The sequence below is a fragment of the Streptomyces sp. NPDC058671 genome, assembly GCF_042716475.1.
Lineage (GTDB): Bacteria > Actinomycetota > Actinomycetes > Streptomycetales > Streptomycetaceae > Streptomyces.
Window position 1 is genome coordinate 60505 of sequence record NZ_JBHXSA010000029.1, and the last position, 14445, is coordinate 74949.

General features: G+C 69.2%; 14 protein-coding genes and 1 pseudogene. 7 read left to right on the plus strand and 8 right to left on the minus strand.

The genetic code is table 11. The features are described from left to right. Window positions 1–22: 22 nt before the first annotated feature. Entirely contained in the window at window positions 23–3127 is a 3105-nt protein-coding gene (locus tag ACFWV2_RS28955; protein ID WP_384409334.1) for a CHAT domain-containing protein, read from the plus strand. 49 nt (window positions 3128–3176) lie between these two features. Here ACFWV2_RS28955 and ACFWV2_RS28960 read toward each other — a convergent pair whose 3' ends face one another. The 3 genes from ACFWV2_RS28960 to ACFWV2_RS28970 form a co-directional block, all read right to left on the minus strand. Continuing rightward, window positions 3177–4208, minus strand: coding sequence for a hypothetical protein (locus tag ACFWV2_RS28960; protein WP_384409336.1), 1032 nt, complete (start codon window positions 4206–4208; stop codon window positions 3177–3179). Window position 4209: 1 nt separating this feature from the next. Next, window positions 4210–4611 carry a hypothetical protein gene (locus tag ACFWV2_RS28965; protein ID WP_384409338.1) on the minus strand — a complete coding sequence of 134 codons (402 nt, stop codon included), beginning with the start codon at window positions 4609–4611 and terminating at the stop codon, window positions 4210–4212. A gap of 457 nt (window positions 4612–5068) precedes the next feature. Beyond that, complete coding sequence (locus ACFWV2_RS28970) at window positions 5069–5254, minus strand: STAS domain-containing protein (protein ID WP_384409340.1); 186 nt, start codon at window positions 5252–5254, stop codon at window positions 5069–5071. Between the two features lie 320 nt (window positions 5255–5574). Here ACFWV2_RS28970 and ACFWV2_RS28975 point away from each other — a divergent pair, with 320 nt between their 5' ends. Both ACFWV2_RS28975 and ACFWV2_RS28980 read left to right on the plus strand, forming a co-directional pair. Then, window positions 5575–6516 (plus strand): hypothetical protein, encoded by a 942-nt coding sequence (locus ACFWV2_RS28975; RefSeq protein ID WP_384409342.1) that lies wholly within the window; start codon window positions 5575–5577, stop codon window positions 6514–6516. A 328-nt stretch (window positions 6517–6844) separates the two neighbouring features. Next, window positions 6845–7063, plus strand: a complete 219-nt coding sequence (locus ACFWV2_RS28980; RefSeq protein ID WP_384409344.1) for a hypothetical protein — start codon at window positions 6845–6847, stop codon at window positions 7061–7063. A 301-nt stretch (window positions 7064–7364) separates the two neighbouring features. On the opposite strand, the gene ACFWV2_RS28985 is transcribed toward ACFWV2_RS28980, so the two are convergent. From ACFWV2_RS28985 to ACFWV2_RS29000, 4 genes and pseudogenes are all read right to left on the minus strand, one after another. Continuing rightward, window positions 7365–8173, minus strand: a protein-coding gene (locus tag ACFWV2_RS28985; RefSeq protein WP_384409346.1) for an IS5 family transposase whose coding sequence is annotated in 2 segments (ribosomal slippage) — window positions 7365–7825 and window positions 7825–8173 — 810 coding nt in all. Because the reading frame shifts where the segments join, the coding sequence is not laid out codon by codon here. A 72-nt stretch (window positions 8174–8245) separates the two neighbouring features. Next, window positions 8246–8695, minus strand: coding sequence for a hypothetical protein (locus tag ACFWV2_RS28990; RefSeq protein ID WP_384409348.1), 450 nt, complete (start codon window positions 8693–8695; stop codon window positions 8246–8248). A gap of 439 nt (window positions 8696–9134) precedes the next feature. Further along, a pseudogene (locus ACFWV2_RS28995) lies at window positions 9135–9338 on the minus strand (hypothetical protein); the annotation flags it as partial. A 30-nt stretch (window positions 9339–9368) separates the two neighbouring features. Further along, window positions 9369–10576, minus strand: a protein-coding gene (locus tag ACFWV2_RS29000; RefSeq protein WP_384409350.1) for an IS3 family transposase whose coding sequence is annotated in 2 segments (ribosomal slippage) — window positions 9369–10288 and window positions 10288–10576 — 1209 coding nt in all. Because the reading frame shifts where the segments join, the coding sequence is not laid out codon by codon here. Between the two features lie 217 nt (window positions 10577–10793). Here ACFWV2_RS29000 and ACFWV2_RS29005 point away from each other — a divergent pair. Then, the gene (locus ACFWV2_RS29005; RefSeq protein WP_384409352.1) at window positions 10794–11018 is read left to right on the plus strand and encodes a hypothetical protein; all 225 of its coding nucleotides are present in this window, start codon (window positions 10794–10796) and stop codon (window positions 11016–11018) included. 563 nt (window positions 11019–11581) lie between these two features. Here the strand turns inward: ACFWV2_RS29005 and ACFWV2_RS29010 are convergent. Beyond that, window positions 11582–12052 carry a lamin tail domain-containing protein gene (locus ACFWV2_RS29010; RefSeq protein ID WP_384409354.1) on the minus strand — a complete coding sequence of 157 codons (471 nt, stop codon included), beginning with the start codon at window positions 12050–12052 and terminating at the stop codon, window positions 11582–11584. Between the two features lie 777 nt (window positions 12053–12829). Here ACFWV2_RS29010 and ACFWV2_RS29015 point away from each other — a divergent pair. The 3 genes from ACFWV2_RS29015 to ACFWV2_RS29025 are packed head-to-tail and all read left to right on the plus strand — an operon-like array spanning window position 12830 to window position 14393. After that, window positions 12830–12976 carry a hypothetical protein gene (locus ACFWV2_RS29015; RefSeq protein WP_384409356.1) on the plus strand — a complete coding sequence of 49 codons (147 nt, stop codon included), beginning with the start codon at window positions 12830–12832 and terminating at the stop codon, window positions 12974–12976. After that, window positions 12973–13497 (plus strand): RNA polymerase sigma factor, encoded by a 525-nt coding sequence (locus ACFWV2_RS29020; protein WP_384409358.1) that lies wholly within the window; start codon window positions 12973–12975, stop codon window positions 13495–13497. Before ACFWV2_RS29015 ends, ACFWV2_RS29020 begins: the two co-directional genes overlap by 4 nt. Then, window positions 13494–14393 carry a hypothetical protein gene (locus ACFWV2_RS29025; protein ID WP_384409360.1) on the plus strand — a complete coding sequence of 300 codons (900 nt, stop codon included), beginning with the start codon at window positions 13494–13496 and terminating at the stop codon, window positions 14391–14393. The genes ACFWV2_RS29020 and ACFWV2_RS29025 overlap by 4 nt, the downstream gene beginning before the upstream one ends. Window positions 14394–14445: the final 52 nt, after the last annotated feature.

Sequence of the window (14445 nt, forward strand, 5' to 3'; positions counted from 1 at the left end):
GTGACGGCAGGGGGAGGGTGCAATGGGGGAGCGCGAGGACCTGCTTGCTGCGGTCAGGGAGCGGGTGGACCGTGTCACCGCTACGGGTGACGGGTCCGCGGTGCTGGACCCGGCCGCGGTGGTGTTGTCACGGAGTCTCGCGACCTTATGTGACGCGGGCAGCGGGGCAGATCTGGAGGTGGAGCATGCGTTGGGGTGGCTGCACTTCCACCGTGCGCAGTCCCTTCCCCCAGAGCAGGCTGAGGCCAACCACGAGCTGGCCATCCGGCTTTTCGCCTGGTGCTTCATCAAGGGGACCCGAGACACGGGCGAGATACCGCAGCCTCTGCTCGCCCCGCTGGCCGGGGCGGTGCTCCCGTTCGCGGCGAGCACGCTGGAGCGCGCACGGGAGACCATGGACCCGGCAGGGCAGCAGTTGGCGGAAACCCTCTACCGGCGCATCCTCGTCTGCCTCCCCGAGGCGGATCCTGAACGCGCGCTGTGCCTTTCCCACCTCAGCATCGCGCTGCTGCTGCGGTACGGCCTCACCCTCGCGGCGTCGGACGCGGACGAGGCGGTGGAGACGGCGCGTACAGCCGTGCGGGCCGCCGCGCCGTATCCGCCTCTGCTGGCCGGCTCGTTGAACAACCTCGGCCTTGTCCTCCATACGCGCTTCAACCACATGGGGGTGCTGGCGGACCTGGACGAGGCGGTGGACGCCCTGCGGGACGCCGTCGAAGCCGCCGCCGACGATGTGCCCGGCCGAGGGAATAGCCTGATCCAGCTGAGCCGCGCCCTGAAGGTGCGATATGAGAACACCAGAGCACTGACAGACGCGGACGAGGCTGTCAGGATCGCCCGCACCGCCCTTCGCATCGCCCCCGACCATCCCAACCTGTCCTCCCACCTGACCACGCTCGGTAGCTGCCTGGCGATGCGGTACGAACGCACCGGCATCCTGGCGGACCTCGACGAGGCGGTGGAGACCGGTCGTGCCGCCCTCCAATGTGTCCCGAAGGGGTGGCCGCACGTGGCCCCGGACCTCTCGACGTTGGCGGCCACCCTGCTGATGCGTTTCGAGCACACGGCCGTACGGGCCGACCTCGACGAAGCCGTTGAACTGAGCCGCGCCGCCGTGCGGAGCCTCCCCGCCTACTACCCCGCCGCCGATCACGCTCTGTACCTGTCCGTCCTCGCCCGCATCCTGCTGGTGCGGGCCGAGCACACCCCGGCGGCCGACGACCTCGACGAGGCGGTGGCGGCCCTTGGCGCCGCCCTGGACGGTACGCGCGACGACCACCTCCACGGGACGGTGTACCGGGCTCATCTTGGCGGCGCCCTGCTCCAGCGGTCGAAGTTCTCCAACAGCGCGCTGGACCGAGAGAGGGCGCTGGCCGAGCTGCGACAGGTGGCCGAACACGCGACGGCACCCCCGAGCATTCGCGTCACCACGGCCCGCCTTGTGGCGCAACTGACCGCGGCCTCCGATCCGGCCGGCTCCGCTGCGCTGTTGGAGAAGGCCGTTATGACGCTCCCCGAGGTGGTGCCACGCCGCCTGGGTCGGGGCGACCGGCAGCACGCGCTAGGTACCCTCGCCGCCGGTCTGGCCGTCGACGCGGCCGCCCTCGCCCTGGCCGACACGAGCGTGACCGCACCGAACCGGGCCGTGAGAGCGCTGCGCCTGGTCGAGGGCGGGCGGGCGGTGCTCCTGTCGCAGGCATTGGACACCCGGGATGACCTGACGGCCCTGCGGAAGCGGCACCCAGACCTCGCCGCCCAATTCGTGGGTCTGCGCGAGGCGCTGGACCGGGACCCTGAGCCGTTGCCGTCGACCGTCGGTGACCCCGCGGGTGGCGGCGGAGAGGGCGCGGAACGGCACCGGCTGGCTGAGGAGTTGTCACTGGTGCTAGAGCACATCCGGGCCTGCGACGGATTCGCCGGGTTCGGGCTGCCGCCCCACCTCGATGAGCTCTTGGCCGAGGCCGCGCACGGCCCCGTGGTGACGTTTGCGGTCAGTTCTCATCGCAGCGACGCGCTGCTCCTCACTCCGGACGGCGTCTCCTCGTGCCCGCTGCCCCAGCTCACCCTGGAAGCCGTCCTGCACCAGGCCGAGAGCTTCTACCGGGCCTTGGAGGACGCCACGGCACCGGACCGCGACCGCGTCGCCGCGCAGAGGACGCTCCGCAGAGTACTGGAATGGCTGTGGGAGGCAGCGGCCGAACCGGTCCTCACCGCCCTCGAAACCGTGGGGCACGCCCTCCCACCCGCGCACAACGAGGACGAGCTGCCACGGGTGTGGTGGGCACCGGGCGGACTCCTGGGCCTCCTGCCCCTGCACGCCGCGGGCTTCCACACGGACACGACCACCGGGACCAGTCCGGGCGCGCGCCGCCGCACCGTCATGGACCGGGTCATCTCCTCCTACACCCCCACCATCCGCATGCTGCACCATGCCCGGCGGCCCCGGCCGCCGGCCGCCGGCGACGTCCGGTCCCTGATCGTCGCCGTTCCCGATGCCCCAGGCCTCCCCCCGCTGCAACACGTAGCGGAGGAGGCCCGCCGCGTACGGGCCCTGCTGCCGCGCCCGATCAACCTCACCGCCCCTGAGCCCCACGACGAGGGGCCCCGTCCGGCACCGGGCGGTGACGTCCCCACCACGGCCGCCGTCCTGGCCCGCCTCCCGGAGTGCGCCATCGTCCACTTCGCGTGCCACGGCGCCACCGACCACACGGATCCCTCGCGGAGCCGGCTGTTCCTCCACGACCACGACACCACGCCGCTGACGGTGTCCGCTCTCGCGTCAGTCGACCTCGACCGTGCGCGGCTGGCCTACCTCTCCGCCTGCAGCACCGCCACTCCCGGCGGCCCCGACCTGCTGGAGGAGGCCATTCACCTCACCAGCGCACTGCGAGTCGCCGGTTTCCCGCACGTGGTGGGGACGTTGTGGTCGGTCGACGACCAGATGGCCGCCGAGATCGCCGAGTCCTTCTACCGGCACCTGTTCACCGGCGCCCCTGCGGGCCCCGCCGACCCCGGCCCGGGCCCGGACCGCGCCGCCGTTGCGCTGCACCACGCCGTACGGGCGGTACGGGACCGCTATCCGGCGACACCCTCCCTGTGGGCGGCCCACCTCCACTCCGGCAGGTAGCGCGATCGGACAGACAGGAGGCGCCGGGGCGTCGCCCGGGCCACGGGCATCACGGTGCCGGTGTCTCGCCCGTCCGGCTCGGGACGGGCTCGCTCCTCGGGGCTGTCAACGAGATCAGGTGCCCCTGCCCCTGGAGCAAGAAGGTGAGTTCGCGGCCGATGCGACGGTCCAGCCGCTGCGGCTCCTCACCCCGCACCAAGCCGTGCAGCCGGGCGAGTTCGACGGCGTGCAGCCTCATCGCCGCCTCCAAGACCTGGGCGTAGAGGTCCGTCGCGGCTCGGGTACGCCGCCAGCCTGTGAGGACGAGGACCGCCGCGGCGACCAGCCCGGGCCACCACAGCACGCCCACGCCCACGTACAGCACGCCCCAGCCGGTGAGGGTTGTCGTACGGCCCAGTTCGCTGCGGGCCTCGGTGAACTCAGCGCGTGTCGTCTCGGGCAGGCACAGCCGCAGGTGCGGCCAGACGGTGGCGGGATCGAGGTCGTACTCGCGCCGCAGGCGCACCGCCACACCGGCGACGCGATCGCCCATCCACGTGGGGCAGATTGGCCTTTCGAGGGCGATGCGCGCAATGCGGCGTTGCTGATCCGCCAGCGACGGGATGCCGGTAGGGGCGGTGGGTGGCGAGGTGGCGGTGGACGCCTGGGGTCCAAGGGCCCGTTGCCGCGCGCGCCGTTCGACCTCGACTCTGCGCCGCCGGGTCAGTTCGTCCCAGCGGCCGGCGCGCGCGGCCACCCGTTGGCGAGCGAGCCAGCGCAGTGGGGCGGGCCAGGCGTCACACTCGACCGCAACCCAGACCCGTTCGACACCGGAGCCCAGTGCCTGGGCGACCACGCCCGCAGCCGCCGCGCCCAGCAGCCCGGCGATCAGCACCACGGCCAGACTGCCGACCGAACCCGCGCGCGGTGACGCGGCCAGGGCATCGACGTATCGGACCAGCCGTGCCACCTCGAGCGCGTGCCCGTGCCCGAGGACCCGTCCCGCAGCGAGTACCGCCAGATAGAGGGCTCCAGGCAGCACCAGTATGGACACCCAGCGCTCGGCCAGACGCTTGCCGACCTCGGCCAGCAGCCCGCCCACGTCAGACCCTCGCCCAGCGCAGTGCTTCCCCGGACAGCGAGCAGATCGGCGGCTCCTCCCCGGTGTCGCCCGGCCACCACAGGCGCGAGCAGCGGCCCGCCGGGCAGAGAAACACGACGTCGACGGGGTCCGCCGCCGGCAGGACGTCCGGGCGGGCCCCTGGCGCGCGCAGGCCGTCCCCGTACACGCCCGCCGCGTCACCGCCCCGCAACAGCGTGTCGTGGAGCTCATCCAGTTCCCGCTCGACATCGCCTCCAGCCCCTACAGCGGTCAGGAGCCGGTCGAGTACGGCTTCCCCGCCGGTCTCCCGCAGCAGCGCCCGCCGGTCCTCCAGCTCCGCACACACGCGGGCCAGCGCGTCCTTCGTCCGCACCCGCCGGTCGGCTGCGCTCTCATCGGCCATCGCGGTCTCCCCCCGGTGTCGTCCCCGCTTCCCCACCGGGACGCTACCCGCTCCTCCAGGGCCCGCTAACCCACGTGGGGCGAACCGACATCGGGTGGTAACGGGCACCCACAGCGAGGAGCGCTGAGCCGGTCCGGCGCGGTGGGGCCTTGCTCCGGAGAGCGTCGTGGTGGGCCACTGTGACGCCGCAGTACTTACTTGCGGCAGCAGACACGGCAGCGGAGACTGCATCTCCATGGGGGAGCGCCTCCACCGCGGTTCATGGCCCACGTGAGGAGACGTCCGAGGCGGGAAATGCCTGGTGTGCCGAGGCCCCGGAAAGCGGCTTTGGGATGTTCAGTCCTGTTCCGGCGTGTTCGGGGTGCTGTTCAGCCGGCTGCTTGCCGCTCGGGGCGTCGTGCCTGTGCCGCGTCAGTTGCTGTCGGCGGTGGTGGGGAGCAGGCAGGGGTGCCCGGGGTCAGGCGGCGGCTGGGGGTGCCAGGGCCTCTTCGAGGGTGGGATACAGGGGGATGAGATTGTCGAGACCGACGACGCGTAGCAGGGCGAGTACGGATGCGGGGGTGTGGGCCAGGCGCAGCGATCCGCCGTGAGAGCGGGCGCCGTTGTTCGCGGTGACGAGGATGTTGATGCCGCTGGAATCCATGAAGTCCGCCTGGCGGGCCTCCGCCCGAGGGCTGGAAGGACGAGCTGCACAAGCGCTGGAGGGCCGCCCACCAGGACGGTGCACCGCCGTCCCCGCCCCGACCGACCCCGGCGCCGGACGGTTTCGCACAGGAGACGCTCGACTTCGGCTGACCCACAGGCCGGGCAGAAACGCCCTGTGTGGCCCTCCTGGCCGGTACCGGCGGCGGCGCTTGGACAAGGAGAAGGACTGCCGTCCTGACTGCCGGATAATCGGGACAAGGTGTCGGACCGACGTGGTACGACTGCTCTCAAGCAGAGTGCGAGCAGAGGCGGTCGGCAGTGGGGCGACAAGAAGAAGCGATCCGCGTAGCAGACGAGCTCCTGGCCGATATAGAGCTCAAGCGGTTGAAGGCATCTGAGATCGTCCTGAAGGCGAGTCGGCTCGCCCGGCTGGTCGGCCACACCGAGCTCACGGAGTTCCTCGGGCTGGAGCGCAACGGGTACGGGACCGCCAGGTCGACTGACGCGTGGATCAGCCGGGCGGGTCGTTGGGCCGATAAGGAGAAAGGCACCCGCTACACCCTGTCGATTGGGAAGGTGGAGGCTCAGGTCGAGGCCAATCAGCAGGCCATCGACGCCATGCGCGGCGGGGGTGACTATTCGGGCGACAACATCTTGCTTGCGTCGCGCCGTCACGACGAGCGGATCATCACTTCCGCAGGCCACATCGGCACGTGGGCCGGGATCTGCGCGCAAGTCGTCGCGACCGTCTACGACATGGTTGCCGAGATCTACCACGAGCTGCTGTTCAGCGAGCTCCAGGCGAGTTTGTTCGCTGACACTCAGGAGAAGATCGACGGGTCGTTGGCGGCGGCGAGCGGGACTGCGCTCGACAAGATCGAACGTGTCTCTGACCGTCTCCGGGACGGTGACTCAGAGTCTGTCAGCCAGGCTCTCACCACCTGCCGCCGGCTTATTGACTCCTGTGCGGACTACGTGTTCCCCGCCCGGGATGAGCAGTACACGATCGGTGACGGGGTCACCCTGCGGGTCGGTCCTCAGCAGGTACTGAATCGGCTCCAGGCCCACACCCACGCCCGCGGGGCTTCCAAGAATCGGAGGGACCGGCTCCGTCGGACCCTGTCTGATCTCTACGAGCGTTGCTCAGCGGGCACTCACGCAGAGGTCCCCGTCGACGAAGCCCGCTTTGTGTTCCTGCAGACCTACATCGTCCTCGGCGAGATCCTGACCCTGGGGGCGTCCGAGAGCGGAAGATCCTGACACTGCTACAGGTGCGCGAAGTTAGCCCAATCCGCCGCGGTGGGGCTGGACAGGATCCCCCCGCCCGGCCCCGCCGCTGCTGCCCGTCCCGCCGGCGGTCGTGCTCACCTCGCCTAGCGTGTCCGCCGGCCCCGGCGAGGACGACGACCGGGCCGGGGCCGGGGGTACGGCGGGAGCTGGACTGGAGCCAGGACCCCGCCAGCACCATCCGCGGCTGACACTACTTCCATGCCCACACCCGAAACGGCGCGTCTCGTTGCCCGTTGTCCGTTCTCGGAGGCAACGGACAACTCCTTCCAGCGGCCTGAAGCCGGACGAGGGTGGAGACGTGCAGACCACACACCTTCCCGGGCGCGGCCCCGTCGCCGCCGTCATCTCCTCGATCGGCATCCGCCATGACGGCGCACACGGCCTCGTCACAGACGGCCTCTACCTCGACCTCAGCCGCGTCCTGCGCAACCCGGCCGACGACCCCGCGAAGCGCTACCGCACCGGCCTGGACGACGACGTCTACGCCCACGTGCTGAAGACCCCCCCCGAGCCCTGACCCTGATCAACCGGACCGCCGTGCAGCTGCGCGCCATGGCCGACGAGGTGCCCGTGGGCCGCCTGGTCCGCCTCACGGCGGCGTGCCAGGGAGGCAGGCATCACAGTGTTGCGGTGGCCGAGACGGTCGGACGTCTCATCTGGGGGCGTGGAGCGGCGAGATGGCAGCGTCGAGATCGAGCACCACCACATCGGCCATCCCATCCTGACCTTCTCCACCCCTATCCGACCCACCAGGCGCACCAAAAAGGGGCGGCCAACCGGACTCCCGGGCGGCCACCCCTCTCGCCTAAGAAGCCATCTCATTTGGCGAGTCTGCGGTAGCAGATGAGGGTGCAGGCGATGCTGGTGAAGGCGAGGAAGTGGTCGGCCTTGCGTTCGTAGCGTCGGTGGAGGCGGCGGCAGCCGGCGAGCCAGGCCATGGTGCGTTCCACGGTCCAGCGGTGGTGGCCCAGCCGTTTCGAGGACTCGACTCCCTTGCGGGCGATGCGGTGGGTGATGCCGCGCTCGCGTAACCATCGCCGCAGGTGGGCGTAGTCGTAGCCCTTGTCGGCGTGGAGTTTGCCGGGCTTGCGCCGTCGTCGGCCGCGGCGCGAGCGGATCGGCGGGATGCCCTTCACAAGCGGGATCAGGGCCTGGCTGTCGTGCAGGTTGGCCCCGGAAATGCCGACGGATATGGGCAGAACCGACCGTTCCGTGATCAGGTGGATCTTCGAGCCGTACTTACCCCGGTCGACAGGATTCGGACCCGTCAGGTCCCCCTTTTCAGGGCCCGCATGTTCACCGAGTCGATCGCGCACCGCGACCAGTCCAGCTCACCGCGGGCACCGAGTTCGTCGAGGACCAGGCGGTGGAGCTTGGCCCACACCCTGGCCTTCGACCACTCCGAGAACCGCCGGTGGGCGGTCGCTCCGGACGGGCCGAACGACGCCGTAGGCAGCTGCTGCCAGGTACAACCCGACGTGGCCACGAAGACGATCGCGGCCAGCACTTCCCGGTCGCCGTGCCGACGCCGACCACCGCCCTGCGGCCGCGACGGCGCCTCCGGCACCACCCGCTGGAACAACTCCCACAACTCGTCCGGCACCAACCGCTCAACGATCCCCACCATGACTCACAGAATACCGAGGCACCCAAATGAGATGGCCTCTAAAGCGCGGGTGCGCTTCTCGATGCGGGAGCTCTACTCGTCAGAGAGGGTCCCGAAGGACCAGCCGACGACATCCGCCAACCTGCCCCTCCAAAGGGAGGAGTGCATCGTCCGGTTGCCCGCTATGATCCGGACGTCCTTGAGATGGATCATCCGCGGGAACTCCTTCAGTTCTTCCGGATCCTGAAGTTCGTCCAGCTGCTGCGTGATCGCATCGAGGTAATCGGCCAGGAACATGCCTCCGTTGCTGCCAGCGTCGCGGAGCAAGGCGTCGGTGGCCTCCATGTACGCCCCGTGGCTGATGGCGGTGCCGGACACGAGGCCGCCGGGTACCGTCAGCGTCAAGCCGAAACTGGATTGGTTGGTTGAGTCCCGACCCAGAACGTCCAGGAAGAGTCGCAGGTAGAGGTCCATAATCGGTTCCACGACCTGCGGGCCGTTCTGGTCGGTGCGTCGGACGTCGTTGTCCTCGTGCTCGGTCACGTACAACACCCTTCTGTGGCATGAGTGCACTGATTGAGCCGTTGGGGTGACGGTACAGCCGGGGGCTGACAACGGTGTTCGGTGACACGCTCGGTGCTGAGGGCCGCTTGAGCGGGCTATTTCTTGTGCAAAAACATAGGACAAGGGCCCCGAGGTCACTCGGCGGTGTCATCGAAGATGACGTCTGCGGCAACGGGTGCGGTGAGCAGGTTGGCGAGTGCCGTTCCATCGGACCAGGATCCTGTGACGTGCGGGACGTCTCTCCCCCCGTCTTCCAGGCCCGCCCCGGGTGGCTGCTGCTCGCCTCCGACGGTGCCCACGAGCCCTACGAGGATGCCAACTACGACCTGGGCGGCTACCTGTCACGGCGACCAGCACGAGGGCGCCGAGCGCCCTGGTCGACGACGCTGTCTACCGCGCCCGCGCACAGCGGGACCCGTAGGGAGGCATACGTGGCGAACACGACCACCGGACCGCTCCCGGCCCACATGGCGAGCTGGATCGGGTTAGTGGTGGTGCGCACCCCCAGCTGCTCGAGGACCTCGTCCTTGTCCACCGAGCAGACCGCGACCATCGGCTCCCGGTGCCCGACCCGCCGCCAGGTCTGCGCGCTCTGCACGATCAGATCCAGGGTGGGGACCATGAGGGCCTTGACCCCAGATTTTGAACACGTCTATGCCGCTTGGGCCAGGGTAGTTGCCGCTGGTTGGACGTCGTTCTCGTAGGCGGCCGGAGACCGCTGACCGAGGCGGGAATGTCGGCGCCGGGTGTTGTAACGGGTCAGCCAGCGGAAGGCTTCGAGCCTGGCCTCACGCTCGTTCGGCCAGGCCTTCCGGCTCTTGAGCGTCTCCCTCTTGAAGGCGGCGTTGAAGCTTTCCGCTGCAGCATTGTCCGCGCTGGACCCGATCGCGCCCATGCTCTGCCGGACCCCTGCTGACCTGCAGATTTCCGCGAAGGCCCTGCTCGTATATTGCGATCCGTGATCGGTGTGCATCACCGCTCCACCGAGACTGCCGCGGGTTCGCTCGGCGGCCGCCAGGGCGTCGACGACGAGCTCGGTGCGCATGTGATCGGCGATCGCCCACCCGGCCAGCCGCCGTGAGGCGAGGTCGATGACGGTCGCCAGATAGAGCGGCCTCGCGCCGCTGACCGGCAGGTATGTGCTGTCGCCGACGTACTTCGTGTTCACCGCGACCGCGGTGAAGTCACGACCGATCAGATCCGGCGCCTTCGAAGCCGTCTGGTCCGCGAAGGTAGTGCGATGCCGACGCCGCAGACGGACTCCCGCGAGCCCGATGGTCCGCATGATCCTCGCGACCCGCTTGTGGTTGACCACCGGGCCGCCCTCGTCACGGAGCTCGGCGGTGATCCTGGGAACTCCGTAGGTGCCGTCGGAGTCCTGGTGGACCTTGCGTATCCGAGCCGCGATCCCGGCCTCGACAATCTGCCGGGCTGACCGCGCGGCTGCGGTGCGACGCCAGTTATAGAAGCTCGACCGGGAGAGGCCGAGGATGCCGCAGAGCCGCTTCACGCCGTGACGGCGCTGGTGATCTTCAACGAACTGGCAGCGGTTCACCAGCGCGTCTCCGTCGCGAAATACCGGGCCGCCTTGCGGAGAATGTCGCGCTCTTCCTCCAGCTCGCGAATGCTCTTCCGGGCGGCAGCCAGCTCCGCCTGGACGTCACCATCGACCGCCAGCGTGGTGGCCGGCGCGGAGTGGGCGCCGGGCCGGCGCCCGTCGGCAGCCCGTATCCAGTTCCGCAACGTCTCGGTGTTCACCCCGAGATCCGCCGCGACCGACCTGATCGTCGCTCCTGGCCTCGACCGGTACAACGCGACCGCGTCCGCCTTGAACTCGACGGGATAGTGCTTCATCCCCACGGGGACTCCGTTCTCCTGGACCATCAAGATCCAAGTCTCTCCGGTGTCCAAAACCCGGGGTCAAGGCCCGTACTACGCACCCGTTGGCGCTCAACCTCCCTCGCTTGCGAGCTCTCCCATGCCCGAGGGATGGCTCCCTCTGAGCAAGGCATCTGACCTGTCGGTCTTCCGCCACCACATTGCGGGACAACTCTTGAACACGGAGCGCGCACCATCCATGACGTACCTCCCCTCACCCGAAGAGGTCGAAGCCGATCGCACGCCCGCTGGCGGCTGGAAGCGGGACCAGCTCGCCGCCTGGGGCGTTCCGTGGCCCCCGCCGAAGGGCTGGAAGGACGAGCTGGCCGAACGCTGGCAGGCCGCCCGTCCGGACGGACCGCCGGCGCCCCCGCCCACCCCGGCCCCGGCCGACTTCGCCCAGGACACGCTCGACTTCGGCTGACCCGACGACAGCGGGTCCGGACAGGATCACTCTGTCCGGACCCGCTGCTCGTTCCCGGCTGCTCACCGGCTGAGTCGGATGCGCGGCCCCACACGAACTCGAGGTCGTCCAGGAAAACGGTCTCCAGCTCCTTCTCCCACTGGCCGCGCAGGAGGAACGGCGCGGCCTTCATCCGCTCCAGGATGACCAGGGTCTCGGGCTGCCCGACCAGTGCGTACCGGCCGTGCGAGGCGGGCTTGCTGCCCGGCCCGTGCGTGGGCAGCATCTCCTCCAGGCGGGCGCGGTGCTGCTCCACGAACGCCGCCAGGCGCTCGATGTACCCCTCGCGTTCCTCGGGGCGCACCGCGCTCTGAGCGACGTCCAAGGAAGTCACCACCGTCCGGCCAGTGCCGCTCGCCCGGTGCGGCCACGGCCCACGGGAAGATCCGGCTCAACGGCAGTGCCGCTCTCGTGGCCGTGTGTGTGATGACCATGATGCGTCCCGGGAGCACGGAGACGATCACAGGCCGGTGCCCCGGCTTCCGAGGTGGACGCGCGGGAGGCCGGGGCACGGGTGGGGTGGGTCAGCGGCGGTGGTGGTGGCGTCCCCAGGACTCGGCGTCGACGGTGCGGCCGCGGTCGTCGCGGAGGGTCGCGGTGTCGGAGTGGTTGTCCCAGATGTAGTTGCGGCGGTCCTGGAACAGGTCGGTGCGGGTGTCGCGGCCCTCGCCGGTGTGGATACGGATGGTCGAGCGGCCGGCGAGGCGGACGTCGTTGAACTTGTAGCGGTGGCCGTCCTCGTCCTTCAGCGTCCAGCCGTCGAGGTTGATGCCGTGACGGGTGTTGTTGGTGATCTCGACCCACTCGGCGTTCAGCGACCGGTTGGTGCGGTTGTCGCGTCCAGGGCTGTCGGCCTGGACGCGGCTGATCTCCACCTTCGGCGTCCGATGGCGGTCGCCGTCGTGAGCGGAGGCTGGCAGGGCGACGACGGACACCATGGCGCCGGCCGCGAGGACGGTCGCGGCGACACGGCGGGCGGTCGGAGAAGCAGACATGGGTGATGTCTCCTCAAGAAACTGTGCCTCACCAGCCGATACGGCTGGTGGGGGCGGTGCGGGTCCCGGTCCGGTACTGGGCCGAGGACTCGAACTCTGCAGCCCCGACTGCCCTACCGGAATGCCGCCCGGAGCCCGTTACCAGCCCCGGACATTTCCGTAACTGACGGCTGTACCGGACACCGACATGTGGCGGACGTGGCCCTGACATTCACTGACAGCTACACCCACCCGTCCAGTGATCAACAATGAGCCCCCCGCGCCCCGGGCCCACCACCAGGCACTGCGCTCAGCGCGCTCCGCCAACAGGGTGATCAAGGCCGGTAACAGCCGTTCTGCACCTTTCCTCGCACATGTAAGCCGCCTCTCGCACACGCAGACGGCAAAGCCCACCCCACCAACGGCGCACCACCCGCGGGCAGCCGAATGACTTGCCGCCGTCTTTTCCGTCGGTGCGCCCGTGCCGGGGCCGGAGTCTCGCGTACCTGACCTGCTCGCGCCCGATCGGCACAGGCCTCCGATGGTCTTCGGGAGGTCCATGCCGACCTGGGGAAAAGATTCTGGTAGACGGACCCAACCTTTTCCGTCGCCTGACCCATATAGCTGTTGACGGTCCATCTGAGCGAGTGGAGGGGAGGCCACGTGATGGAAGCGGCGGCAGCGGTCCGGGGGGCGTTGCGGGGGATTCGCGGGCTGGGGGGTATGTGGGCGTACCTCACCGAGAGGGTTCGTGCCCGGACCGCAGTGGAACTCGAGCGTGAACGCAATAGGGCGAGCGTGGACCTGGTCACGCAGGTCAAGGACGGCATGGACTTCTTCGAGTCGGAACCGGGCGGGCGTACGAGGGTCATCCGCAGGACGTCGCATCCGGCGCCGGTCGAGCCCAGCCGGCAGAACCCGGCGGTGGGGGAGATCACTTCGTGAGCGCCGAGGAATTCGACGGCGAGGTCATCGCCCTCTTCGCCCTGCACGGTGATTCCATGCACCGCAGACTGCTCACCTCCGGGGTCCCGGTGGACGAGGCGGAATCGATCTTGCAGGACGCGTTCCTCGCCGTCCGGCGCCAGTGGGCGCGTATCCGCGACGAGCAGCCTGCGGCATACGCGCACAAGGTGGCCTGGTACCTGCGGCAGGCCTACTGGCGAAGGGTCTACCAGGACAAGGAACTCACCGAGGAGCTGGCAAGAGGTCATGAGGAGGCGTACGCGTCCAGCGACGAAAAGGTGATCGCCTCCATCATCGTGCGCGAGGCACTGCAGAAGCTGCCCGAGCGCCAGCGCTCCGTCGTCGAGCTGCGCTACCTGCGCCAGCTCAGCGTTGAGGAGGTCAGCGAGACACTCGGTATCGCGGAAGGCACCGTCAAACGCCACAGCCACGACGGACTGAGGGCACTGCGGCGGGAACTCGAGCAAGGACACGACGGGCAGGGAGGTCCCTACCAGTGACCACGGGCAAGGCACAGGTGCCTACCGCCGAGGCGGATGAGCGAGCCAGGATCCGGCGCTTCGAGCTCGCCCTGGAAAATCTCCACCTCGACCCTCACGAGACGGCACGCGTCGACAATCTGAACGCTCAGGCGGATGAGCGGGACAGGATCCGGCGCTTCGAGCTCGCCCTGGAGAAGCTCCACCGCGACCATCACGAGACGGCACGCATCGACAATCTGAACGACTATGTCGACTCTCTCAGCGTCTTCGAACGTCCGGACAGGGAGATGGCCGAGAGGGAACGGCTGGATGCCGACCACACCGGTACGGCAAGCGCTGAAGAGCGGTCGGAATCCGGCGGGGCCCTCGAGCGGAAGGACTCCCGAAGGAGTCTGGACTCGGGAGCATCGGACGGGCACCTCACCCCTGGAATGGCGGAGCAGCGACAGGAAAGGTGGGAGCGAGAGCGCGAGAGGGAGCGAGAGGACGAGAGGGAGCGCATGCTCCAGAGCTACCAGGAGCACTCCGAGCACCGGAGGACGGAACTGGAGCTTCGGCGGTTGCAGACAGCCGACCTTGCCCTCGCTGAGATGATTCGGGCCGGTGTCACCACACCGATCTCCCTGCGGCTGGGCGACTCCATCTCCGTGGACGTCCCCTCCCCCCAGGCAGAAACCGAACCTCATCGCCTCCTGCGGCCCTTCTGGGCCGGCAACGAAGCCGTGGCGCTCATCGTGATCTTTCTCAACGCCCTGCTGGTACTAGCGGGGATGCTGACCGGCTCCCCCCTCACGCTGGCGCTGGTGACAAGCTTCATCCTGAACGGAACCGTGCTCACCCTCGTGTGCGTCATGCGCTCCCTGTGGAGAGCCCGAAAGTCCCGCGCACGCGAAGCCGAGCAGGCCGGTCCGTAAGGCATTCACGCGGGGCGTGCCGTCCCGGGGGCGCCATTAAGGGCGACATGCG